Source organism: Xenorhabdus innexi, assembly GCF_002632485.1.
In the GTDB taxonomy this organism is placed as follows: domain Bacteria; phylum Pseudomonadota; class Gammaproteobacteria; order Enterobacterales; family Enterobacteriaceae; genus Xenorhabdus; species Xenorhabdus innexi.
The window spans coordinates 80,707-104,333 of record NZ_NIBU01000010.1; the positions used below are offsets into that span (position 1 = coordinate 80,707).

General features: G+C 41.9%; 21 protein-coding genes. 14 read left to right on the forward strand and 7 right to left on the reverse strand.

Annotated elements, in window-relative coordinates; translation table 11 throughout:
* The first annotated feature begins 70 nt into the window (after positions 1 to 70).
* A complete protein-coding gene (locus Xinn_RS06290) occupies positions 71 to 664 on the forward strand; it encodes an SMI1/KNR4 family protein (protein WP_086954229.1) in 594 nt (197 codons plus the stop codon).
* 114 nt (positions 665 to 778) lie between these two features.
* On the opposite strand, the gene exbD is transcribed toward Xinn_RS06290, so the two are convergent.
* Together exbD and exbB are read right to left on the reverse strand one after the other, a co-directional pair.
* A complete protein-coding gene (gene exbD, locus Xinn_RS06295; RefSeq protein ID WP_086954230.1) occupies positions 779 to 1,204 on the reverse strand; it encodes a TonB system transport protein ExbD in 426 nt (141 codons plus the stop codon).
* An 11-nt stretch (positions 1,205 to 1,215) separates the two neighbouring features.
* Positions 1,216 to 2,229, reverse strand: a complete 1,014-nt coding sequence (gene exbB, locus Xinn_RS06300) for a tonB-system energizer ExbB (RefSeq protein ID WP_086954231.1) — start codon at positions 2,227 to 2,229, stop codon at positions 1,216 to 1,218.
* Between the two features lie 388 nt (positions 2,230 to 2,617).
* Between exbB and metC the strand changes: the two genes are divergently transcribed.
* The 5 genes from metC to Xinn_RS06325 all read left to right on the forward strand — a co-directional run bounded on the left by metC (position 2,618) and on the right by Xinn_RS06325 (position 7,563).
* Positions 2,618 to 3,811 (forward strand): cystathionine beta-lyase, encoded by a 1,194-nt coding sequence (gene metC, locus Xinn_RS06305; protein WP_086954232.1) that lies wholly within the window; start codon positions 2,618 to 2,620, stop codon positions 3,809 to 3,811.
* A gap of 232 nt (positions 3,812 to 4,043) precedes the next feature.
* Positions 4,044 to 4,715, forward strand: coding sequence for a DedA family protein (locus tag Xinn_RS06310; RefSeq protein WP_086954233.1), 672 nt, complete (start codon positions 4,044 to 4,046; stop codon positions 4,713 to 4,715).
* Between the two features lie 245 nt (positions 4,716 to 4,960).
* Positions 4,961 to 6,121 (forward strand): alcohol dehydrogenase, encoded by a 1,161-nt coding sequence (yqhD, locus tag Xinn_RS06315; RefSeq protein WP_086954234.1) that lies wholly within the window; start codon positions 4,961 to 4,963, stop codon positions 6,119 to 6,121.
* A 26-nt stretch (positions 6,122 to 6,147) separates the two neighbouring features.
* Entirely contained in the window at positions 6,148 to 6,993 is an 846-nt protein-coding gene (gene dkgA / locus Xinn_RS06320) for a 2,5-didehydrogluconate reductase DkgA (RefSeq protein WP_086954235.1), read from the forward strand.
* A 180-nt stretch (positions 6,994 to 7,173) separates the two neighbouring features.
* A complete protein-coding gene (locus tag Xinn_RS06325) occupies positions 7,174 to 7,563 on the forward strand; it encodes a putative signal transducing protein (RefSeq protein WP_086954236.1) in 390 nt (129 codons plus the stop codon).
* Positions 7,564 to 8,249: 686 nt separating this feature from the next.
* On the opposite strand, the gene Xinn_RS06335 is transcribed toward Xinn_RS06325, so the two are convergent.
* The gene (locus Xinn_RS06335) at positions 8,250 to 8,906 is read right to left on the reverse strand and encodes a YtjB family periplasmic protein (RefSeq protein WP_086954238.1); all 657 of its coding nucleotides are present in this window, start codon (positions 8,904 to 8,906) and stop codon (positions 8,250 to 8,252) included.
* Between the two features lie 116 nt (positions 8,907 to 9,022).
* Here Xinn_RS06335 and serB point away from each other — a divergent pair, with 116 nt between their 5' ends.
* From serB to Xinn_RS06355, 4 genes are all read left to right on the forward strand, one after another.
* Positions 9,023 to 10,000 carry a phosphoserine phosphatase gene (gene serB / locus Xinn_RS06340; RefSeq protein WP_086954239.1) on the forward strand — a complete coding sequence of 326 codons (978 nt, stop codon included), beginning with the start codon at positions 9,023 to 9,025 and terminating at the stop codon, positions 9,998 to 10,000.
* 33 nt (positions 10,001 to 10,033) lie between these two features.
* A complete protein-coding gene (radA, locus tag Xinn_RS06345) occupies positions 10,034 to 11,422 on the forward strand; it encodes a DNA repair protein RadA (protein ID WP_086954240.1) in 1,389 nt (462 codons plus the stop codon).
* Between the two features lie 86 nt (positions 11,423 to 11,508).
* Positions 11,509 to 12,735, forward strand: coding sequence for a multifunctional transcriptional regulator/nicotinamide-nucleotide adenylyltransferase/ribosylnicotinamide kinase NadR (gene nadR / locus Xinn_RS06350; protein ID WP_086954241.1), 1,227 nt, complete (start codon positions 11,509 to 11,511; stop codon positions 12,733 to 12,735).
* Between the two features lie 757 nt (positions 12,736 to 13,492).
* The gene (locus Xinn_RS06355) at positions 13,493 to 14,221 is read left to right on the forward strand and encodes an ATP-binding cassette domain-containing protein (RefSeq protein WP_086954242.1); all 729 of its coding nucleotides are present in this window, start codon (positions 13,493 to 13,495) and stop codon (positions 14,219 to 14,221) included.
* 67 nt (positions 14,222 to 14,288) lie between these two features.
* Here the strand turns inward: Xinn_RS06355 and ettA are convergent, their stop codons facing one another.
* Positions 14,289 to 15,956 (reverse strand): energy-dependent translational throttle protein EttA, encoded by a 1,668-nt coding sequence (gene ettA, locus Xinn_RS06360; RefSeq protein WP_086954243.1) that lies wholly within the window; start codon positions 15,954 to 15,956, stop codon positions 14,289 to 14,291.
* Positions 15,957 to 16,384: 428 nt separating this feature from the next.
* Here ettA and sltY point away from each other — a divergent pair, with 428 nt between their 5' ends.
* A complete protein-coding gene (gene sltY / locus Xinn_RS06365) occupies positions 16,385 to 18,301 on the forward strand; it encodes a murein transglycosylase (RefSeq protein WP_143706582.1) in 1,917 nt (638 codons plus the stop codon).
* A 56-nt stretch (positions 18,302 to 18,357) separates the two neighbouring features.
* The gene (trpR, locus tag Xinn_RS06370; protein WP_086954245.1) at positions 18,358 to 18,678 is read left to right on the forward strand and encodes a trp operon repressor; all 321 of its coding nucleotides are present in this window, start codon (positions 18,358 to 18,360) and stop codon (positions 18,676 to 18,678) included.
* A gap of 95 nt (positions 18,679 to 18,773) precedes the next feature.
* Here the strand turns inward: trpR and yjjX are convergent, their stop codons facing one another.
* A complete protein-coding gene (gene yjjX / locus Xinn_RS06375; protein ID WP_086954246.1) occupies positions 18,774 to 19,298 on the reverse strand; it encodes an inosine/xanthosine triphosphatase in 525 nt (174 codons plus the stop codon).
* Between the two features lie 55 nt (positions 19,299 to 19,353).
* Between yjjX and gpmB the strand changes: the two genes are divergently transcribed.
* A complete protein-coding gene (gene gpmB / locus Xinn_RS06380; RefSeq protein WP_086954247.1) occupies positions 19,354 to 20,001 on the forward strand; it encodes a 2,3-diphosphoglycerate-dependent phosphoglycerate mutase GpmB in 648 nt (215 codons plus the stop codon).
* On the opposite strand, the gene robA is transcribed toward gpmB, so the two are convergent.
* Positions 19,998 to 20,879 carry an MDR efflux pump AcrAB transcriptional activator RobA gene (gene robA, locus Xinn_RS06385; protein WP_086954248.1) on the reverse strand — a complete coding sequence of 294 codons (882 nt, stop codon included), beginning with the start codon at positions 20,877 to 20,879 and terminating at the stop codon, positions 19,998 to 20,000. The two genes, gpmB and robA, sit on opposite strands and share 4 nt — an antisense overlap.
* A 740-nt stretch (positions 20,880 to 21,619) precedes the next feature.
* Here robA and creA point away from each other — a divergent pair.
* Positions 21,620 to 22,096: a protein CreA gene (gene creA, locus Xinn_RS06390; protein WP_086954249.1), complete on the forward strand. Its 477-nt coding sequence runs from the start codon at positions 21,620 to 21,622 to the stop codon at positions 22,094 to 22,096.
* Positions 22,097 to 22,233: 137 nt separating this feature from the next.
* On the opposite strand, the gene arcA is transcribed toward creA, so the two are convergent.
* A complete protein-coding gene (arcA, locus tag Xinn_RS06395) occupies positions 22,234 to 22,950 on the reverse strand; it encodes a two-component system response regulator ArcA (RefSeq protein ID WP_086954250.1) in 717 nt (238 codons plus the stop codon).
* Positions 22,951 to 23,627: the final 677 nt, after the last annotated feature.

The following is a 23,627-nucleotide window of genomic DNA, read 5'->3' on the forward strand; positions in this document are numbered from 1 at the left end:
CGCAAATAGTGAAAAAGGCCATGGAAATCGACAAACTAATAGCTCAGCATATCAACAAGGTAAATTAAAAATGCATGAATCAATAGAAAAAATTGAGATACTAAAAGGAAAATCAAAGCACATAAAAACATATCCCAATTTTGATAAAAGCATCATATTGAAAAATATGGGTAAAATACCCGGAGAAGTGGATAAAGAACATTTGGAATTTTTGATGCTTACTAATGGTGTATCTATTTTAGATTATTGCTTTCCTGGTTTAAAAAATAATCAACTAGGTGTTAATGTATATGAGCTAATGATGGAACTATGGCAAAAAGATAACTTACTTACATTAAGATTTTGGGGAATTGCAGGAACAAGTACTAGTGAATATTTTGGCTATTTAGATAAAAAAAATGACACTGGAGGCCACTATATAGGCTATTATAGTTCAAATGAACCAGAAAAAGTTCATCTTGTTTCATCATCATTTTCAATTTTCATGTATAAATTTCTATTCCAAATTAATCGTGTAATAGAAAATAATATTAATGCTTTAGGCATTGATGACAACAGTTGGTTTCTTGATATTAAAAATTTAATTAAATTAGATGTTGAAATGGAAAGATATATTTCATCTGTTAATAACAATACAGAGTATTTATCCACTATTTATAAATAATGTAAATAGTATTTACTTAATAAAGTCGATTTTGATCAAAACTGCCCGATGTAACTATTTAAGTTAATCACTCGGGCAGTTTTATTATTCAGATTGGGTTAACCACTGACTAGGCTATTTAGCCTCTACTGCTTCCATCCCAACCAGACCGACTTTCAGGTATCCGGCCTTACGCAGAGCATCCATCACGCTCATCAGCGTTTCATAATCGACAGTCTTATCCGCCTGGAAGAAGATCGTGGTTTCTTTATTGGATTGCGTTGTCTGATCCAGTACCGAGGATAATTTATCACGCTCAACTTGTTGATCACCGACGTATAACTGCTGATCCGCTTTCACTGTCAGAAAGACCGGCTTCTCCGGGCGTGGTTGTGGTTTGGCGGTTGATGCCGGTAAATCAACTTTAATATCAACTGTTGCCAGCGGTGCTGCCACCATGAAGATGATCAGCAGCACTAACATGACGTCAATAAATGGCGTAACGTTGATTTCGTGTAATTCACCGCTATCGTCCAAATCTTCATTAAGACGTATTGCCATAATTAATTACCTTACTCTGCTTTGTCAGCTTTTTTGTCAGCCAAGTCCAGATCACGACCCAGCAACAGGATTGCCTGTGCAGCCGTGTCTCCGACCTGTCCGCGATACGATGAAATCACACGGGCAAAAACGTTATAGATAACAACCGCCGGAATTGCCGCGACCAGACCCAACGCAGTTGCCAGCAGTGCTTCGGCAATACCCGGAGCAACAACGGCAAGGTTGGTGGTTTGCGAGTGAGCGATACCAATGAAGCTGTTCATGATCCCCCAGACTGTACCGAACAGGCCGACAAACGGGGAAATTGCGCCAATAGTTGCCAGATAGCCGTTACCACGCCCCATATGACGGCTGATTGCCGCAACTGCGCGCTCCATACGGAATGCGGTGCGATCTTTGGTTCCGTCTTTGTCAGTGCTTTCAGCAGATAAGTTGCGCTCAGACTGTGCTTCATTCAATAACAAACGGCTGATGCTGTTTTTACCGAAATCTGCGGCAATTTTTGTGGCGGTGTCCAGATTAGCAACATCAACCAGTGCCTGTTGTTCTTTGCGCAAACGGCGACGAGCTATTAACAGTTCGCTTCCTTTGGAGAAAAAGAGTGCCCATGTAATGACGGAAGCAATCACCAGACCAATCATGACGCTTTTTACCACAGCATCCGCATTCTGATACATGCCAAAAACGGAAAGGTCTGTGGCAAAACCACCGGACAGCTTTTCAACTTCTACCGCAGCCGCTGTTTCTACTGCACCGCCCTCTGTTACCTCAGTCACTTCGGTAGTGACAGCTTGCTGTTCAGCCATTGCAGGAGTATCTGTTTTCTGAGCTTCGGTTTGCGGCGTATCTGCTTTTGCCTCTCCCGCTTGCAGAACCGGAGAAGACTCCGGTGTTGCCGGAGCAGCAACCTGACTTTCTGGCGCAGCAGCCGTTGTTGTTGGTGCGGTATCAGCCGGTACGGAATCAGCCCATGCTGAGCTTGTTAACCCGAGTGCCAATAGAATAGAAGCTGTCAAATTACGCATCAGTTAGCCTTACTCTCTTTCTTATCAATTCTGTTATTTAGCAGTAAAATTCTCATATTCATCCTGCTAATCCTAATATTCCTGAGCTATCGCTCACTTTTCCATCTGATAGGGTTTCGTTTAACCCGGCTTCATGTTTCGAGCATGTCAGTGGAAAAAACCGTTCCAAATAATATCAGACATTGAGCGATTTGATAGTAATTATCATTACTATTTAATAAAAAAGTGGTAATGAAAAGAGGCTATTCCATCAGTTTCTTATTTTTTTACTGCTCATTCTCACCTTGAATTTTTGTCAAGTTGTCAGAATCCCTTTGTAAAAAACATGACAAATCTTTTAACTTGCTAATGATTATTTAAACAATCACGGTAGAGTTGGGGGGATTATATGTCAGAAAAGAAATTGGAAACCAGACTGGTCGAACTCGGGAGAAAACGTAAATTCACGCTGGGGGCTGTTAATCCTATTATCCAGCGCACGTCATCCGTTATTTTCGAAACAGTTGAAGATCTGAAACATGCTATAAAGAATCGGTCTAACGGTGAGCTGTTCTATGGGCGTCGTGGTACTCTGACACATTTTGCTTTTCAGGAAGCCATGGCTGAACTGGAAAATGGCGCAGGTTGTGCTCTTTATCCTTCCGGTACTGCTGCTATTACCAACAGCATTCTGGCATTTGTAGAGACAGGTGATCACGTTCTGATAACTGGTACAGCTTATGAGCCAACTCAGGAATTTTGCAATCGTGTTCTGAAAAAGATGGATATCTCTACGGATTATTTTGATCCACTCATCGGCGAAGACATTGTCACGCTCATCCGGCCAAATACAAAAGTTATCTTTTTAGAATCCCCCGGCTCTCTCACAATGGAAGTTCAGGATGTTCCTTCCATTGTACAGGCAGCCCGGAAGGTGAATCCCGATATTGTTATTATGATCGATAATACTTGGGCCGCAGGTGTTCTTTTCAGAGCGCTGGATTTTGGTGTCGATATTTCCATTCAGTCCGCGACAAAATATATTATCGGTCATTCAGATGGCATGCTTGGTACGGCTGTCGCCAATAAACGTTGTTGGGATCAATTACGGGAAAATTCTTATTTGATGGGGCAGGTGGCTGATCCTGATACGGTTTACTCTGCAAACCGCGGGTTACATACTCTGGCTGTCCGCTTAAAGCAACATGAAGAAAGCAGCCTGATCATTGCTAAATGGCTCTCCCAGCGCCCTGAAGTCGCAGAAGTTTATCACCCTGCGCTGTCTTCCTGTCCCGGCCATGATTATTTCCGGCGCGATTTTATCGGTTCCAGCGGGCTGTTCTCTTTCCTGCTGAATGTCAACCTGACTTCCGAACAACTCTCTGAATATCTGGATAATATGCAATATTTTAAAATGGCATTTTCCTGGGGAGGGTTTGAATCATTAATTCTTGGCATTTCACCTGAATCTCTCGCAACTCTGCGTAATTATCATTTTACAAAAAAAACAGGAACGTTAATTCGCGTACATATCGGGCTGGAAAACCCTCAGGATTTAATTAATGATCTGGAGGCTGGCTTTACTCGCATTGCTCTGAGTTAACTGTATTTATGTTTATACTCTTCGTCTTACAGGTGACCGTTTTGTTGGCAGCTCTCCCCTGCCACTACGATGTATCTTGTAACCCATCGGGTATATGCTGAATCAAATCAACTATCCTGCTGCCGTTTTGCGGTACACTGGAACACATGGACTTGTGTGATTCATTTGTTTGTATGACACTGGTTGTACAAAATTTGTCACGAAGATATTGTACCGAAATTACAGGATAATTATGGAAACGTTAAGCGGGATCGTGCAGGCTCTTTGGCAGCATGACTTTACCCTACTCGCCAATCCGGATGTCATCTGGGTTATTTATAGTGTTATTTTCGCCACACTGCTATTGGAAAACGGTTTACTGCCTGCCGCATTTCTGCCCGGTGATTCTCTTCTGATCCTCACCGGTGCTTTAATTGCTAAAGGCGTCATGAGTTTTGTCCCGACTGTTATATTATTGACGATTGCTGCCAGTCTCGGATGCTGGTTGGGGTATTTACAGGGGCGCTGGCTGGGACACACCCGGATTATCAAAAACTGGCTATTTCAGCTTCCGGCAGAGCAGCGCCAGCGGGCGAATGTTTTATTTGCCAAACACGGTTTAGCGGCGTTACTCATCGGGCGCTTCCTCGCTTTTATCCGTACTCTCTTACCAACCTTCGCAGGTATTTCCGGCCTGAACAGCAAACGCTTTCAATTTTTTAATTGGTTAAGCGGCTTTTTATGGGTCATCATAATCGTGAGTTTTGGTTATGCCCTGAATCAGATCCCTTTTGTCATAGAGCATCAGGATTTGGTTATGAATATTTTGATGGTTTTGCCGATCATTCTGTTAATCAGCGGGCTCAGCGCTTCTTTATTGATGTACTGGCGCCATAAAAAAGCATCATCAAAAAAAAGTAAGTGAGCATATCGGTAATTCACCGCGACCGCCAAAACCACGCGATTTTTTCCAGTTATTAACTTATCAGCAAAAAAAATTAAACAATCCGGGTCCACTCAAATAGCATCATAACCGTCAATCATCTGACATTAAGATACATGATTTTGCATAGAGTGGACTCTGTCACTGCAATAAACCGACATAACTCAATAACCGAATGTTAAGACATGGGAAAAGTTTATGTTATTCAGCCAGTAAGGATTGTTATTATGCAAAACTTCACTCTATACACTCCCACCAAAGTCATTTTCGGTAAAGGGCAGATAGCCCAGTTACGTAATGAAATACATCCGGATGCCAGAATATTATTACTTTATGGTGGTGGCAGTATTAAAAATAATGGTGTTCTTTCACAGGTTCATGCTGCACTGAAAGGCTACTCCGTTGAGGAGTTCAGCGGAATTGAACCGAACCCTGCCTATGAAACTCTCATCAAAGCTGTAGAATATATACGCGAGCACGATATCAATTACTTACTGGCTGTAGGAGGCGGTTCGGTCATTGATGGTACAAAATTCGTTGCTGCTGCTGTTAATTATCCCGGTGAAGATTTATGGGAGATTTTGGCAACCGGTGGTGCAAATATCACCTCTGCACTTCCGTTCTCATGTGTTCTGACATTACCTGCCACTGGCTCTGAAACAAATAATATTTCGGTGGTCAGCCGCCTGAAAACACACGATAAGCAGCATTTCGCATCGCCCTTTATTTATCCCAAAGTCGCCATTCTCGATCCTGAAGTCACTTACTCGCTGCCTCCCCGCCAGACCGCAAATGGTGTTGTAGACGCATTTGTACATACACTGGAGCAATACCTGACTTACCCTGCTGATGCGAAAGTTCAGGATCGCTATGCTGAAAGTTTGCTTCTCACATTACTGGAGGAAGGGCCAAAGGTACTGAAAGCCCCAGAGAATTATGATGCACGGGCTAATGTTATGTGGGCGGCAACTCAAGCTCTCAATGGGCTTATAGGTGCCGGAGTTCCGCAGGATTGGGCCACTCATATGCTGGCACATCAGCTGACAGCTTTTCACAATTTGGATCACGCTCAGACACTGGCGATTATTTTGCCGCATCTTTTACAGGAAAAACGCGATACTAAACACGCAAAACTCCTGCAATATGCTGAGCGTATCTGGAACTTTACAGAAGGAACGGAAGAACAACGCATTAATCAGGCAATCCATGCCACCCGTGAATTTTTTGAAAGTCTCGGTGTGAAAACCCATTTTTCTGATTATCAGCTTGATGGCAGCTCTATACCGGGAATGCTCCAAAAACTAGAACAGCAGGGTTTGGTTGCTTTAGGTGAACACCAGGATATTACGCTTGAAATTAGCAAGCGAATTTATGAGGCGTCCATCTGATATTCCAAAATCTGAAGGAGGTAAGAATGGGTCAGCAAACAATTATTAAACTCGTTGACGGAAATCTCATGCCACAATTAGGTCTTGGTGTCTGGCAGGCGAGTAATGAACAGGTTGTTAAAGCTATCCACACCGCGCTGAGTGTTGGTTATCGTTCCATTGATACAGCGGCGATTTATCACAATGAAACGGGCGTCGGAAAAGCATTGCGGGAAAGTGATATTCCACGTGAGGAAATTTTTATCACAACTAAGCTGTGGAATGATCGCCATCATGATGCAAAAATTGCGCTGCAAGAGAGTCTGGATAGGTTGCAGTTGGATTATATTGATCTCTTTCTCATTCACTGGCCGGTTCCCCAGCAGGATAAGTATGTGGAAACATGGAAACAGTTTATTGAATTAAAAGAAGCGGGGCTCACCCGCAGTATCGGGGTATGTAACTTTCATATTGAACATTTGCAGAGACTATTTTCAGAAACAGGTATTGTGCCTGCCATCAATCAAATTGAACTGCATCCCCTGATGCAACAGCGACAACTCCATTCATGGAATGCCACGCACCACATTATTACTGAATCCTGGAGTCCGTTATCACGGGGCGGTAAAGGTGTTTTTGATCATCCATTAGTTGAAAGTCTGGCGATTAAATATGATAAAACGCCTGCTCAGATTGTTATCCGCTGGCATCTCGACAGCGGCATGATTGCTATACCCAAATCGATAACGCCTTCCCGTATTAAAGAAAATTTTGATGTTTTTGATTTCCGGCTGGAGAAAGAGGATCTGACTACCATAGCCAGATTGGATATTGGTAAACGCCTTGGTCCCAATCCTGATACCTATAATCTGACAGTCCTTAATTTAGGATGATGCTCATTTAAAACCTCGGGGTTATCTAGCTTAATAAAATGCAAAACCGTTCCTTCATCATGCCTGAATTCTGTTTTATACAGAATTCAGGTGGTTTAAGTATGCTCATACCTGACCTTAAATTATACTTTGATTAACGGAGCGAGTATCACATACGGTTTATCTGATTGAGGAGTGCTTATGTGGAGCATATCGCCGCAACGAGGATATATGAAGTGTCTGGCAAATTTTATGTCGCCGATAGAGGCTCACATTATTCTTGGCAGGATGTTATCAGAAGGTATCTATGCCCAAATAATAGATGATGGAGTGGTATGGAATAATTATATGTGTTCTCATGCCTTTGGTGGCGTGAAACTGCTGGTTCATGATTCTGAGCATAAACGTGCTGAAGAAATACTTTCTGGTATTTATGATAACCAATATTTATTAAATGAAAAGAATCCCGAGGTCAAAAGTTCTGTTTCAATGCAACAACAGAGCAATTCGTCTGCATTGTGTAACACGACATTAGTTATATTATTATTCCTGACAATTGGTGTTGCGTTACCTTTAAAATTTAATCAGTGAAAACCGATATGAGGTTACCGGAAAATATTCCGGTTGTCAGACTAATAATGAAAAAACTCATTAACATTATAAGAAATATAAATAATAACTATATTTACTATCTATATAGAGAATGAGGGCTATCTTTACTCCACCATTTTAGCTAAAGCATGAAAAAATAGACTATGCAGAGGAGGAAAGAGAACCATTTAATAAAACGAGAGGCCTTATTTATAGTGATAATCAGAAAACATTTTCATGGTGAAATTTTATAATATCGGAGTAAATGATAATGACTTACATAATAATTTCTCTATTGATGCTCATCCCTTTTTTCTTTTTAATAAAAAGATTGTTATTATCACATCGTGTTTATCACAACGTTTTAGGGATTATACTGACAATTCTGGCTATCTCTTTTCATATGTATGTTTTCCGTTTTGAACATACTCCGTTTATCAGTAAAGTTTTTCCACATCATGCCATCATTTTTTATGGGTCAATAGCAGCAGCGTTGTTACATTGTTTAATTTATTCCATTTGCTTCAAGTTGTATTACGATAAATAGCCACAAAAAACAGCGCTGTTTTTGATACTTTGGTCAGTTGACAGTTTTGATCAATACAGCACCGTTTCTTTTTCTGCCCGGATACTTTTTCTGCAAAGAACCTTTATTTATAAAACGTGGGTTCAGGTATCAATGAAAGTTAACGGGTAGACTCATTTTCTTTATTATCTTCATCCGATGATTTGGTATTGGCAGTCAGCAAATAAGGTGATTGTTTCCAACGGCTGGGAGCCAGCTGTAATAAATTATGAGCCAGAATAAAACCAATCGCCAGCGCTAGCAGCAACATGATCCTCAGCAGGTTGGTCGTGTTATCCACTTGCTTGGCTTCTGTTGCCAGCCGATGTGTATCCAGAGTCAGGCGCAGAAAACCTTTAGGTTTATTTTTGCCCGGTATAGGAACCACAATTTGCTGATTGAAATAACTGCCTGCTTTTTTTCCATCCAAAGATAACCGCTCCCGGACAGCAACCAATTCACCACTCCGAGCGATCTGTGTGCCGTTTTCCAGATAAACGCTGGCATCGAGAATACGACTTTTATTGGTCAAATAGTTAAGATTATCCATAATTTTTTGATTATTGACTTCCTTGCTGCCATTCTCCATATCAGCAGACAGGCTGAATGCAACCTGTTTTGCCAGTGTCCTTGCCAGATCTTCAAACTGATCCATATGAGCCTGTTGTTGTGAACGGCTAAAATAGGATACACCCTGCATCAACAAGACCAATAATGCTATACATATTAAGATAATCGCAGTCTTGTGCAGCCGAAATTTCAGTTTTGCTTTACTCATAGTTATCCCACCTAATGCTCGTTACATTCCATGTTGCCAGATGCAGTAGTGATAGGATAGTTTGAAAAGCATTTTTTGCCTGCCCCAATTACATGGAATTACAGGAGTCGATATTCATGTCTAATAATCTGGCCTATCGTTACTTACCCGATGAAATCCATAAATGGCCGGGATTACCACTATCTCTCAGCGGAGATGAAGTCATGCCACTGGATTACCGAGCAGGAGACAGAGGCTGGCTGATGTATGGCCGCAATCTGGATAAACAGCGGATCAGTGATTTTCAGCATCGTTTGGGCGTCGCTATTGTTGTTGTTTCCTCGTGGCGCATTGATGACTATCAGGTTGTTCGTATCGCAGGAAGCCTGTCACCCCGTATAAAACGGCTGGCAGATGAGTGCAGTCTGGATGTTGTGCCACTGGGGCAGATCCCACGTCTGCGTTCACCCGGCCTGTTAGTCATGGATATGGATTCAACGGCCATTCAGATTGAGTGTATTGATGAAATTGCACGGCTAGCCGGTGTTGGTGATAAAGTTGCTGAAATTACAGAGCGGGCTATGCAGGGAGAATTAGATTTCTCAGAAAGTTTACATCAACGGGTTGCCCAACTGGCAGGTGCTGATGCTGAAATATTGCAACAAGTCATGGATACCCTGCCACTTACTCCGGGTTTAACCAGCCTTGTCCGCAAACTACAATCCCTTGACTGGCATATCGCTATTGCCTCCGGCGGCTTTACCTTCTTTGCTGATAATCTACGCCAGCAATTACGCCTGTTTGCTGCCGTTGCCAACCAACTTGAAATAAAGAACGGTAAATTAACCGGTAAAATCAAAGGGCCAATCGTTGACGCAAAATACAAAGCCACCACATTAATACGGCTGGCAAAAGAACTGAATATTCCTCTCAGTCAGACTGTCGCCATCGGGGATGGTGCCAACGATTTGAAGATGATCCGCAAAGCAGGATTAGGCATTGCTTATCATGCAAAACCCAAAGTTTATACACACGCGAAGGTCGGCATTCGTCATGCAGATTTAATGGGGGTTTTGTGTGTTCTGAGCGGTGGACTGAAACACGAAGAACGTTAAGCTGTCAATATCTGGAAGTATAGGGAGAATATAGTGGCAAAAGCAGCAAAACGGGCATTTGTCTGTAACGAATGCGGGGCCGATTATCCCCGTTGGCAGGGGCAGTGCACAGCATGTCAGGCATGGAATACTATCACCGAAATTCGTTTAGCTGCGGCTTCATCATCTTCCCGCAACGAACGTTTCAGTGGTTATGCAGGGGATACCGGAGTCAGCAAAGTCCAGAAACTTTCTGAAATCAGTCTGGAAGAGTTACCCCGGTTTTCCACCGGGTTTAAAGAGTTTGACCGAGTATTGGGTGGTGGCGTCGTTCCCGGTAGCGCTATTTTGATCGGTGGTAATCCCGGTGCGGGGAAAAGTACCCTGTTACTGCAAACAATGTGTCAGTTATCCGAACAGATGAAAACCTTATATGTCACCGGTGAGGAATCATTACAACAGGTAGCAATGAGAGCACACCGGCTGGGGTTACCGACAGATAAACTGAACATGCTGTCCGAAACAAGCATTGAACAGATTTGCCTGATTGCCGAGCAGGAGCAGCCTAAACTGATGGTCATTGACTCCATTCAGGTGATGCATATGGCAGATATTCAGTCTTCACCCGGTAGTGTGGCACAAGTCAGGGAAACAGCGGCTTATCTGACCCGATTTGCCAAAACCCGGGGAGTGGCGATCATTATGGTCGGCCATGTCACCAAAGATGGCTCTCTGGCTGGCCCGAAGGTACTGGAACACTGTATTGACTGTTCTGTGATGCTGGATGGTGAAGCCGATTCCCGTTTCCGCACCCTTCGCAGCCATAAAAACCGTTTCGGCGCAGTTAATGAGCTTGGGGTGTTCGCAATGACCGAACAGGGACTGCGGGAAGTGAATAACCCTTCCGCGATCTTTCTGAGCCGTGGGGATGAAATCACTTCCGGTAGTTCTGTCATGATCGTCTGGGAAGGTACTCGTCCTCTGCTGGTGGAAATTCAGGCGCTGGTCGATCATTCCATGATGCCCAATCCTCGCCGGGTAGCCGTAGGACTGGAGCAAAACCGGCTGGCCATTCTGCTGGCAATATTGCACAAGCATGGCGGTTTGCAAATGGCTGATCAGGATGTCTTTGTAAATGTCGTGGGTGGTGTGAAAGTCACAGAAACCAGTGCCGATCTTGCATTACTGCTCGCTTTGGTTTCCAGCTTTCGTGACCGTCCTCTGCCCCGTGATTTGGTTGTATTTGGCGAAGTCGGGCTGGCGGGAGAAATCCGTCCTGTTCCCAGTGGTCAGGAACGTATTTCAGAAGCGGCAAAACATGGCTTTAAACGGGCAATCGTGCCTTATGCCAATATGTCCAAAAAATCATTACCGGGCATGAAAGTATTCGGTGTTAAAAAATTGTCGGATGCCTTGTCTGTTCTTGATGAACTGGATGATTAATAGACCGATAACCGATTAGTTTTGTTTTTACCTTTCCCCATAGACATGCTATTTTGTTTAGTATACTAAACATCGTAGGAGGTTATATGGGGCAGTTTGACTATTTAAAAGAATCAATTAAACAGGCAAATTACACATTACAGCAAGTTGCTGATGCAAGTGGTATGACGAAAGGCTATTTAAGCCAGCTCATTAACGGCAAGATAAAAAGCCCGAGTGCACAGAAATTAGCATCTCTTCATCAATATTTAGGATTGGCGTACCCTATGGAAAAGAAAAGTATCGGTGTTGTGTTTGGTAAATTTTACCCGTTACATACTGGGCATATCTATTTGATCCAACGAGCATCCAGCCAGGTCGATGAATTGCACGTTGTTCTCTGCTACGATGAATTACGGGATCGGGAGTTGTTTATCAACAGTTCTATGTCCCAGCAACCTACCGTCAGTGACCGTCTCAGATGGCTGTTACAAACATTTAAATATCAGAAAAATATTCATATCCACGCTTTTGACGAACAAGGAATGGAGCCCTACCCGCATGGCTGGGAAACATGGAGTCAGAGTGCAAAACAGTTTATGTCGGCAAAAGGCATTAACCCTCAGTATATCTACTCCAGTGAAGCTCAGGATGTTCCCCGCTATAAAGAGCATTTTGGCATTGAGACCATTCTTGTCGATCCACAGCGTTCATTCATGAATATCAGTGGAAGCCAGATCCGACAGGCACCTTTCCGCTATTGGGAATATATCCCAACAGAAGTAAAACCCTTCTTTGTACGTACTGTTGCCATTCTCGGAGGCGAGTCCAGCGGGAAATCCACACTGGTCAATAAACTGGCAAATATGTTTAACACAACCAGTGCATGGGAATATGGGCGTGAGTATGTGTTTTCCCATTTAGGGGGAGATGAGATGGCACTACAATACTCGGATTACGATAAGATAGCCTTAGGTCACGCTCAATATATCGATTTTTGCGTAAAATACGCAAACAAAGTTGCTTTTATTGATACTGACTTTGTTACAACACAGGCATTTTGTAAGCGCTATGAAGGAAAAGAACATCCCTTTGTGCAGGCTCTGATTGATGAATACCGGTTTGATTTGGTCATTCTGTTAGAAAACAACACTCCTTGGGTCGCTGACGGGTTAAGGAGCCTGGGAAGTGAGCAGGATCGCAAACAATTTCAGCAACTGCTTGAAAGTATGTTAAAGAAAAATAATATTGATTATGTATGTGTTAATTCACCGGATTATGATCAACGTTTTCTTCATTGCGTGGAGCTGGTTCAGGATATGTTAATATCTTAACATTTATTTATATTGAACCCGATAAATTTCAAGTTGCAGCAACGGAAAATAAACAATAATGCCGAATAGCAACTTGAAAAATTAAACTATATAGATTATTAGTCTAACCTGTTATTAGGATAATGATTAATTAAAATGATTTATTTTCCATAGCAATTTTTGTTATTTTATGTTTCATTTTTGATTGCACTCTAATTAAATGTTTCAGTTAGTTATTTTTACAGTAGTAACAAAATAGATTGTGTTAATAATATTTTTTGATGCTTAGGTTTCTCCGTTTGGGCTTGAATTGTCAAGAAATAAGTCATTTAATGGACGGACCTGTTGATTTATCTATATAAAACTCTTTTATTATCAATAATAACCACACATTTTACATGTGATTTTATTACGACATAGAGATGGAGGTGATATAGAGAAGACATTATATTTTTTATATGAGTAAAATGACTTTTTTCCTTATTATAAAATTGGAATAAAAACAGAATAATTTATACCTTTTTATGTATGTTGTCTTTTTCTTAGTAATGACGAACATCATTAACATTTTACTCTAAGACTAAGAAATATCTCATTTATCATATAATAATTGTAAATAATAATTGACATAAATTTAGTATATTATTGCCGAGATATTTCATACATGAACTATTTGAATTCATACTATGTCTTATTGATATTAATAATACTAAAAATAGATTTAGATAACATATTTAAGGAAAAAGCTTTAACTTTTTAACCTAATTGTGTTGAGAATATGAACTTAAATCAATTTAAATCGATTGAAGTTATCAATATTTCATATGGTTTAACTGATAATACAGTTAATTATGAAATGATTTCAGACATCACATTTTCTATTATACCAGGTGAAATTACTTTGATAACAGGGCCGAAAGCATCCACAAACAGCATATTGCTATCGATCGCTTCGGGTATGTTACAACCAGATCAAGGAGATGTATTCATTAATAATAACAAGCTAAAACTAATGAGTGATTCCGAGTTAGGTCAGTTTCATTCGCAAAGTAGTGGGTTCATTTTTCAGGGGTTTAATTTATCCAGTGAACTTACGCTGTTAGATAACTTGTTATTATCCAATTCTTACGGATTATCTCTTTCACGGGAACTGGCAGTAAAAGTTGCACAAAAGTCGTTAAATATTGTCAAGTTAGGTGATAAGAGTCGTTACTATCCAGGTGAGCTTTCTGAAAACGAAAGACAGCGAGCTGCGATGGCAAAAGCTATCATAAAGAGACCTGAATACTTGTTTGCTGATGAACCGACTCGTCACCTGAATCATCAGGAATTAAAGATGTTTGTTGATATCTTTAGATTTATCGCTCATGAACAGAAAGGCACTGTAGTTATTGCATCAACGGATAAGCGCCTGACTCAGTATGCTGACAGCATGATTACTCTGGAAAGAGGTAAAATTGTTAAGACATATGAGTCCTTTCAGGAACAAAGAGTGATGGTATCCTGATTGTTATTCCCTTAAAAGAACGGCCTGATATCAGTATCAGGCCGTTTTCTATTCAATAAGTCAGTTTTTATTTACTGATTTTCTTATACTTAATACGATGCGGTTCCAGAGCTTCAGCTCCCAGCGTCCGCTTCTTGTAATCTTCGTATTCGCTGAAGTTTCCTTCAAAGAAAGTCACTTTACCTTCATCCTGATAATCGATAATGTGCGTCGCAATACGGTCAAGGAACCAGCGGTCATGGGAAATAACCATCGCACAGCCCGGGAATTCCAGCAGGGCATTTTCCAGTGCGCGCAGTGTTTCGATATCCAGATCATTGGTTGGTTCATCCAGCAGCAACATGTTGCCACCAACTTGCAGAAGTTTTGCCAGATGCAGACGACCACGCTCACCACCGGATAATTCACCCACACGCTTGCCCTGATCCACGCCCTTAAAGTTAAAGCGACCAACATAAGCACGACTTGGGATCTCAAAGTTGCCGATGCGCATGATATCCTGCCCGCCGGAAACCTCTTCCCATACCGTTTTCTTATCGTCCATATCGTCGCGGAACTGCTCAACAGAAGCCAGTGTTACTGTTTCACCCAGTGCGATTGAACCGGAATCGGGTTGCTCCTGGCCGGACAGCATACGGAACAGAGTTGATTTACCTGCACCATTCGGGCCGATAATCCCGACAATCGCGCCTTTTGGCAGAGAAAAACTCAGGTCGTCGATCAGCACCCGATCACCATAAGATTTGCTCAGATTGCTGACTTCCAGTACTTTGTCTCCCAGACGCGGGCCGGGTGGAATAAACAGTTCGCTGGTTTCATTACGCTTTTGATACTCAACATTGTTAAGTTCTTCAAAACGAGCCAGACGCGCCTTGCCTTTAGCCTGACGCCCTTTCGGATTCTGACGAACCCATTCCAGTTCTTTCTCGATGGATTTACGGCGAGCAGCTTCTGATGCAGCTTCCTGCGCCAGACGAGCATCTTTTTGCTCCAGCCATGAAGAGTAATTACCTTCCCACGGAATCCCTTCACCACGGTCAAGCTCCAAAATCCAGCCAGCAACATTATCAAGGAAGTAACGGTCATGGGTTATAGCAACGACAGTGCCTTCATAGTCATGCAGGAAACGTTCCAGCCACGCAACAGATTCTGCGTCAAGGTGGTTGGTTGGTTCGTCAAGCAGCAACATGTCTGGTTTTTCCAGCAACAGACGACAAATTGCAACACGACGACGTTCACCCCCTGACAGGTGCTCAATTTTAGCATCCCATGCAGGTAAACGCAGAGCATCAGCCGCTCTCTCAAGCTGATTATCCAGATTATGACCATCGTGAGACTGGATGATCGCCTCCAGTTCACCCTGCTCTTTTGCCAGCTTGTCAAAATCTGCATCAGGATCAGCATATGCTGCATACACCTCATCAAGGCGTGTCAATGCGTGCTTAACTTCGCTGACGGCTTCTTCTACCGCTTCACGGACAGTGTGCTCAGGATTAAGTTTAGGTTCCTGTGGCAAATAGCCGATTTTGATACCGGGCTGTGGACGTGCTTCCCCCTCAATATCTTTATCAATGCCCGCCATGATACGCAGTAAGGTTGACTTACCGGCACCATTCAGACCAAGAACACCGATTTTTGCTCCGGGGAAAAAACTAAGAGAAATATTTTTCAGAATATGCCTTTTCGGGGGAACGATTTTTCCAACCCGGTGCATACTATAAACATATTGAGCCAAAGTAATGTACCTTTTGATAATTAAGGGAATATTTAATATTCATTGACGTTATGGGGCATGGATGGGGCTATTCTACCCTAAATTAATGCCATCGTGTTGCTGCCTGTTTATACCCAGTGGATTTCGAGGATGCAGAAAAGCAATTTAAATGACAAAAGCTACAAAAGACTTAAATATAGTCAATTCTGAATATGCAATCTTTCTATTTTATCATCTTATTGAAATTATTAATTTATTTTATCAGTCAAATAGCTTAACAAGCTATTACGGGAATATAGCTTAATTTATGTCTTTTTTCTTACCTAAACTTGCAATCAAATCACTAATTTTTACATTCATTATGTATGATAAATAACTTCAATATTATTATAATCAAAACAATTAATGTATTGTTCATTACCATCAATCTTCTGGAGGAGTATGTGACTATAAATAAGTGGCAGCATTTTATTATGGCTGTCAGTCTGGCTTCTGTTGTTGGTATAGCACAGGCTGATTCTCTGGAAGCTCAGCGTGAGCGGTATCAGGCAATAAAAATCGCATGGGAGGCGAAAAACATGAAAGAAGTTGAACGATTGATGCCCACGCTGAAAGATTATCCCCTGTATCCTTACCTTGAGTATCGGCAGCTAGTTCACAACCTAAAAATGACATCTCCTCAACAGGTTCGCCATTTTATTGATACTCATCCGACGCTACCACCCGCTCATTCTCTGTCATCCCGTTATATCAATTTACTGGCAAGTGACGGGAACTGGCACACTCTTCTGGCATTCAGCCCACATAAACCGAATACCGTAGCAGCAAGCTGTAATTACTATTTTGCCAATTGGGTAGTCGGAAAACACAAAACAGCCTGGGGAGGCGCCAGAGAAATTTGGTTACGCGGTAGTTCATTACCCGAAGATTGTGATGGTTTGTTAAACATCTGGGAGCGCTCCGGGCATTTATCCACAAATTTAATATTGCAACGCATTGAACTGGCGGTAAAAGAGAATAACACGACACTCGCCAACTACCTTATTAAGCGCCTGCCCCTGGACTACCGTAGCTTAAAAGCTCATTTACAAAAACTGCAAAATGATCCCACCTCTGTTGAACACTTCGCCAGAACGGTAACACCAACGGATTTTACCCGTTTCTTTGTCACCCATGCATTTTCCCAGTTTGCCCGTAAAAATACAGAAGAAGCACGGCTTATTATTCCTTCTATTGCCCGGGCACAAAAAATGAATGAGTCAGAACGGCAAAAGTTGAAAGATATCGTGGCTTGGCAGTTAATGGGGGAAATTACACCCGAACAGGCAAAATGGCGGGATAATGCAATACGAGAATCCCATTCCAGCACGCTGATCGAACGCCGTGCCCGTCTGGCACTAAGGAATGCGGATGAGAAAGGGCTGGCGCAATGGTTAAGCCTGTTACCCAAGCAAGTTCTGCAAAAAGATGAATGGCAATACTGGAGCGCAATTATCCTGTTGCATACAGGAAAGAAAAAAGAAGGGGACGCAATATTGCGTAAGCTAATGGAATACCGTGGTTTTTACCCCATGGTAGCAGCACAGAAGCTACACCTGCCCTACCCTCTGGTTATCAATAAATCAGAAAGACCTGACGCTACGATTGCGAAGTTACCACAGATTAAGCGGATACGTGAGTTAATGTATTGGCGTATGGATGACCTGGCACGCTCTGAATGGATTAATTTGGTTTCGGCACAAAAAAGCACGAAACAAGAGCAGTTGGCCCGCTATGCTTTTGAGCAGAACTGGCCTACTCTCAGTGTTCAGGCTACGATTGTCGGTAAAATGTGGGATCATCTTGAAGAACGCTTCCCATTAGCATGGCAAAATGAATTTGCTCATTTCACTTCAGATAAAAGTATTTCACAAAGTTATGCCATGGCGATTGCACGGCAAGAAAGTGCGTGGGACCCACAAGCCCGCTCATCAAAAGGGGCAAGCGGGTTAATGCAGCTCATGCCTGCGACAGCAGAACATACCGTAAAGAGTAAAAAGATTGATGGCTATGCCAGCAGTAATCAGTTAATGAACCCAACCATGAATATCAAAATTGGCACTGCCTATCTGGAATCGGTATACCAGAGTTTCGGTAATAACCGTATTCTCGCCAGTGCAGCTTATAATGCAGGCCCCAGAAATGTTGAACGCTGGTTGGCCAGTAGTGCCGGAGACATCAATGCCATTGCATTCATCGAGAGTATTCCATTTTCTGAAACACGTGCTTATGTCAAGAATGTTCTGGCTTATGACATGTTTTACCATAACTTCACAGGGAAATTAGTTAATATATTAACTGATTCAGAATGGCAAAGACGGTACTAATTTCAGGAACAATTATGGTATTATTTTGTACTAGTTAAATAGTATGGCTAAAAATTATGACACAAAATCATTTGATTGATCCGGCACTTTCGCCGGAAGATGGTGACGACTGGCTGGCTTTTGTCGAATTATTACAAACTGCATTTGAACAAAATTTGCAACATCAGATTTTGCAGTTATTATTAACACCCGATGAGCGCACGGCGCTCTCAACCAGGGTTCGGATTATTCAGGAACTGATGCGGGGGCAAATGAGCCAGCGCGAACTGAAAAACGAACTTAGTGTTGGGATCGCAACAATCACGCGTGGTTCAAATAGCCTGAAATCAGCGCCAGCCCACGTCAAAGAATGGCTGGAAACACAATTACTGAAGTAAATATTTTATAGTAGTGGCTACTTAAAAAAGCACATTTCAATATCGGACAGAGGCCATAACATCATGGCCTTCTGTGGCTGGATCATTAAGATTGGTTATTCAAGATCTTTGTAGATTTCATGATGAATAGGAACGAGAGCCAATATCAATGCCTGATGATAAACGCTGGTGCGGGTCAGGATACCATTGGTAAAAAAGCCGATTGCTCCACCTTTCTGTTTGATATTATCAACACCTGTCAGATAGGCCATTTCGTGACCAAGCTCACGCCCTTCACGAATGCCTTCCAGTACCTTTTCCGGCAGCATCAGGCTGGCAGAGCGCGATTCACCCCGAATCTGCTGATATTCAATAACCATCCAGGCAAATGTCATGTCATCTTCGATTCCGGCTTCGACACCGACCCAAAAATCGGCTTCCGGCCGGACCTGACGAGCAGCCATAACCCGATGACGGGCGCCAGTACGAGTTTCAGTATTACCAATCGGCTGTTGAGGAACACTGCTGTCTACGTCGACATCTTCGATACGATATGTTCCTGCTCCAAAAACATCATCAAATGCAAGGCTAATCGCTTTTATTTTCGCAGGGTTAGTGGTTGCAGCAATAACATGGTACATAATAAATAAGTAATCCTTTGAACTATTTCATGATGCAGTATAACGGAAAATAAATATGTTACAGGTATATCTTGTTCGTCATGGCGAAACAGAATGGAACTTGGCTCGTCGTATTCAGGGACAATCTGACAGCCCATTAACTGAAACCGGACGACGTCAGGCACTCTTGGTAGCACACAAAGTAAAATCAGAGAGCATTACACATGTTATCACTAGTGACCTCGGTCGAACACGCCAAACCGCAGAAATTATCGCACAAGCCTGTGGTTGTGAAGTGATATTAGAGCCTCGTCTGCGGGAAATAAACATGGGTGTTCTGGAAAACCGTGAGCTGAGCTCCCTGACACAAGAAGAAGAAACATGGCGTAAAAGTCTCGTTGATGGCACGCCAAACGGGCGGATACCAGAGGGTGAATCCATGAGCGAGTTAGCCGAACGTATGCGCGCCGCACTGGAGAGCTGCCGTGATCTACCGGTCGGAAGCCGTCCTTTACTGGTCAGCCACGGGATGGCATTAGTTAGCCTGGTCTGTTCGATTTTAGGACTGCCACCCAATTCTGAACGTCGCTTACGACTAAGAAACTGTTCAATATCAAGAGTGGATTATCAGGATAGTCCATGGCTGGCTTCCGGCTGGATTGTGGAAACAACGGGCGATATCACACATCTGGATATGCCCGCATTAGATGAACTTCAGGGTTAATGCTGAATCGGGATGAGGTATTCAAACTCCACAACGTGACTTTGAGACTCATCCTGCAGTTCTTTCCGTTCAAGGTTTGTCAGATAGTATCGTTCAACATCATACCCTTTTCTGCGGGTAATATTTAGTTGAGGTAAACAGACCGTATAGATATTAGAAAGAAACTCATCAAGGTGCTCTTCTTTACCAAAATAACTGAACGAAATGTACTCTCCACCCGGCAAAACAACCGGCTGGCTATCCTTGGTGTTAAAGGTCGCATACTCCGGCTCTATTGCTGTGGTATAGAAAACCGTCTGCTCATCTTCATGATCCGCACTGATGGTGGAATGATGCAGGCCATACAATGTAGGCGGTAAAACTTCAGCATGTTGCAAATAGAAAGTCCAGTAGCTATGGCGCATTTCCGTACAGGCTTCCGACCACTGCTCCAGCGAGTAAGAGCCGATGTGCTCAGTACCAATCAACAGTTGATCTTCCAGAGTCACAAACTTATGTTCAGGTAACGGCTTATTATCCAACATGATAGGAGCACAAAGCCCGGTAGCACACCACTCTTCACTTCGACGATAAGATGCGGGAGTCCGGTTAAACTGTTTTTTAAAAGCTCTGGTAAAAGTTTGTTGAGAATCAAAGCGATATTGCAGAGCAATGTCCAGAATGGGGCGACCGGTTAAACGCAGCGCAATAGCCGATTTAGACAGCCGTCTGGAACGAATGTAAGCACCAATTGCCTGCCCCGTAACATCCTTAAACATGCGCTGTAAGTGCCACTTGGAATAACCTGCTTTTGCTGCAACATGATCGAGGGATAATGGACGATCCAAATTATTATCCAACCAATGCAGCAGATCTCGAATGATGTTGGTTTGATCCATACATCTCCCTAATTCATCAAGACAAAAAGAAAACCATACAACTGTACGATAACTGACTGTTATAAAAAGATTTAAGGATGAAAATGTTATATAGATTGATTAATAATGGTCACCTATCATTTCCAAACACTAAGAGGATTTTAACTACCCGACTTTTCACTTCATCAGGCATACCGTAGTTTTCACAACACAGTCCTTTTCCCTGTCATGACAGCAATACCTATTACGGCTATCCAAACAAACGTTATTTTCTTGCTATTCCTAAGGTTACTCCTAAGATCAGCAGCATTTTCTATTGCATAATCTGATCAAACATCGTGGCATTAATTATAACGGATAAAGACCAGACACAAATTAAACAAGAAAAATCTTGGAATAACTTAATGATAAATCTGATCATTTGCAAGCTTGGCTTTAGAGCTCTTTACAATTATAAAAAAGCAATAGTTAGATAATTGCCTTTCATCTGTTTATATTAGTAGATGAAAACCACTGATGTTCGATTCTGGCGGTTTTCAATAAAGAAAAATTTTCATGCATTATTAAGAAATCTATGGGAATTTTGGCGGTTGGTTTAAATCCCTCTGTTTACTCGTTTCGCATGTATATTCAGCTATAATGTCATGTTTTTCTTTATATAAACATTAAGTAATCAAATGACTTTACCAAAATCATTCATTCGCATTATATGCTAATACTGGATATTTTCACTGCATTTATTTAATTAAAGTGGGCTAAATATGGTAACAATTAAGAAAATAGTGATTGCTGTTGTCCTGTTATGTTCCCCAACGATCCTGCACGCTGAAGAGATAGGCTCTGTTGATACTGTGTTCAAATTTTTTGGCCCGGATAACAAAATAGTGATCGAAGCCTTTGATGATCCTGATGTTAAAAATGTGACCTGCTATTTAAGCAGAGCAAAAACTGGGGGTATCAAAGGAGGTCTTGGGCTGGCGGAAGACACTTCTGATGCGGCGATCTCTTGTCAACAGGTCGGGCCAATCGAAGTGGCAGAAAAGATCCTCAACTCACCGAAAAAAGGGCAGGTCGTTTTCCAGAAAAGAACATCGCTGGTATTTAAAAAGCTACAGGTTGTTCGTTTTTTCGATCCCAAACGTAATTCGCTGATCTACCTGACTTACTCCGATAAAGTCATTGATGGCTCACCCAAAAATGCCATCAGTGCCGTCCCGATTATGCCTTGGAAAGAGTAAGGTGATACAGCCAATAACATGACTGTCTGCATGATGAAAAGCCCTGATGCCATTAGGCATTCAGGGCTTTTTAAAAGCAATGTATTTTTACAAATACGCTATTTTTTCTAATAAACCAGTGGTAGGTGTGGTATCGATTAGTCTTCTAAATCGCCACAAAAACGGTAACCTTCACCATGAATGGTAGCAATGATTTCTGGCGTATCCGGTGTAGATTCAAAGTGCTTACGAATCCGGCGGATAGTCACATCGACAGTACGATCATGTGGCTTCAGTTCACGCCCGGTCATTTTTTTCAATAACTCTGCACGGGTCTGAATTTTTCCCGGATTCTCACAGAAATGGAGCATCGCACGAAATTCACTGCGTGGCAGTTTATATTGATCTCCCATCGGGCTGACCAGCGAGCGACTGTTAATATCCAGCTCCCAGCCATTAAACCTGTAACTTTCAACCTGACGACGCTCTTCACCTACATGGCTCAGATTCATCGTACGGGAAAGCAGGTTGCGCGCCCGAATAGTCAACTCCCGTGGGTTGAAAGGCTTAGTGATATAATCATCTGCACCAATTTCAAGCCCAAGTATCTTATCCACCTCATTATCACGCCCGGTTAAAAACATCAGGGCAACATTCGCCTGTTCACGTAATTCACGGGCAAGAAGCAGCCCGTTTTTGCCTGGCAGATTGATATCCATAATCACTAAGTTGATATCGTTATCTGACAAAATATTGTGCATTTCTGAGCCATCAGTGGCTTCATAAACAACATACCCTTCAGCTTCAAAAATACTTTTCAGGGTATTGCGTGTGACAATTTCGTCTTCAACAATCAAAATGTGCGGGGTTTGCATAGTTGCTACCTAAAATCGCTAAAAAATAGAACCTGTATGACATAAACCGTTATTATTAATAGAAAATATTCTGTTCTCGTTCTGAATCACAGAAAGCGCGGTTCATGTCTAAAAAATAAATGTTGTTGATATGTTTTACGCTAAAAGCATCTGTTACTTTTCTCTGAGGGTACATACTCAAAAAACCCAATCAGAACAGAAGTTATATTAGTCTATTAACAGCAATATAACAGCTAGTAATGCATTTGCCCTCTAAAAAAACCAACTTTTGTTGATACATATCAAAATCAATTGTAGCACGTTAACATTATTTGTAATTGTTAATTTTATATTAACAATTTTGTTATGATTATGGTGATTTTATGTTAACGAAAAGCGGTATTGTCTCCAATCACTAAAGCGATCAATACAACGCTCAAATGTTAAAATCAGCGTGTTTTATCATAAAGACGAAATAATTACAAAATATGTTTTTTATAAAATTAAATGCTAGTAAAAATATTTGAAGCCGGATAATGACCAAATCATTCAAACATACGTTGAACGATTACAACACAGAAAATGGTGTTTTTTTTCTCTGTCATTTTAAAAATTATTTGACTTCGACCACAGTTTCCTTTAACCAATAGGGGGTCGGACAGAATAAAAAGACAGACAGGAAATTATGCGATATCTCA

Bases quoted from the DNA above. Each gene is read 5' to 3' on its own strand.
- Xinn_RS06290 (WP_086954229.1), top strand. From the start codon at position 71: ATGCATGAATCAATAGAAAAAATTGAGATACTAAAAGGAAAATCAAAG.
- exbD (WP_086954230.1), bottom strand. From the start codon at position 1,204: ATGGCAATACGTCTTAATGAAGATTTGGACGATAGCGGTGAATTACAC.
- exbB (WP_086954231.1), bottom strand. From the start codon at position 2,229: ATGCGTAATTTGACAGCTTCTATTCTATTGGCACTCGGGTTAACAAGC.
- metC (WP_086954232.1), top strand. From the start codon at position 2,618: ATGTCAGAAAAGAAATTGGAAACCAGACTGGTCGAACTCGGGAGAAAA.
- Xinn_RS06310 (WP_086954233.1), top strand. From the start codon at position 4,044: ATGGAAACGTTAAGCGGGATCGTGCAGGCTCTTTGGCAGCATGACTTT.
- yqhD (WP_086954234.1), top strand. From the start codon at position 4,961: ATGCAAAACTTCACTCTATACACTCCCACCAAAGTCATTTTCGGTAAA.
- dkgA (WP_086954235.1), top strand. From the start codon at position 6,148: ATGGGTCAGCAAACAATTATTAAACTCGTTGACGGAAATCTCATGCCA.
- Xinn_RS06325 (WP_086954236.1), top strand. From the start codon at position 7,174: ATGTGGAGCATATCGCCGCAACGAGGATATATGAAGTGTCTGGCAAAT.
- Xinn_RS06335 (WP_086954238.1), bottom strand. From the start codon at position 8,906: ATGAGTAAAGCAAAACTGAAATTTCGGCTGCACAAGACTGCGATTATC.
- serB (WP_086954239.1), top strand. From the start codon at position 9,023: ATGTCTAATAATCTGGCCTATCGTTACTTACCCGATGAAATCCATAAA.
- nadR (WP_086954241.1), top strand. From the start codon at position 11,509: ATGGGGCAGTTTGACTATTTAAAAGAATCAATTAAACAGGCAAATTAC.
- Xinn_RS06355 (WP_086954242.1), top strand. From the start codon at position 13,493: ATGAACTTAAATCAATTTAAATCGATTGAAGTTATCAATATTTCATAT.
- trpR (WP_086954245.1), top strand. From the start codon at position 18,358: ATGACACAAAATCATTTGATTGATCCGGCACTTTCGCCGGAAGATGGT.
- yjjX (WP_086954246.1), bottom strand. From the start codon at position 19,298: ATGTACCATGTTATTGCTGCAACCACTAACCCTGCGAAAATAAAAGCG.
- gpmB (WP_086954247.1), top strand. From the start codon at position 19,354: ATGTTACAGGTATATCTTGTTCGTCATGGCGAAACAGAATGGAACTTG.
- robA (WP_086954248.1), bottom strand. From the start codon at position 20,879: ATGGATCAAACCAACATCATTCGAGATCTGCTGCATTGGTTGGATAAT.
- creA (WP_086954249.1), top strand. From the start codon at position 21,620: ATGGTAACAATTAAGAAAATAGTGATTGCTGTTGTCCTGTTATGTTCC.
- arcA (WP_086954250.1), bottom strand. From the start codon at position 22,950: ATGCAAACCCCGCACATTTTGATTGTTGAAGACGAAATTGTCACACGC.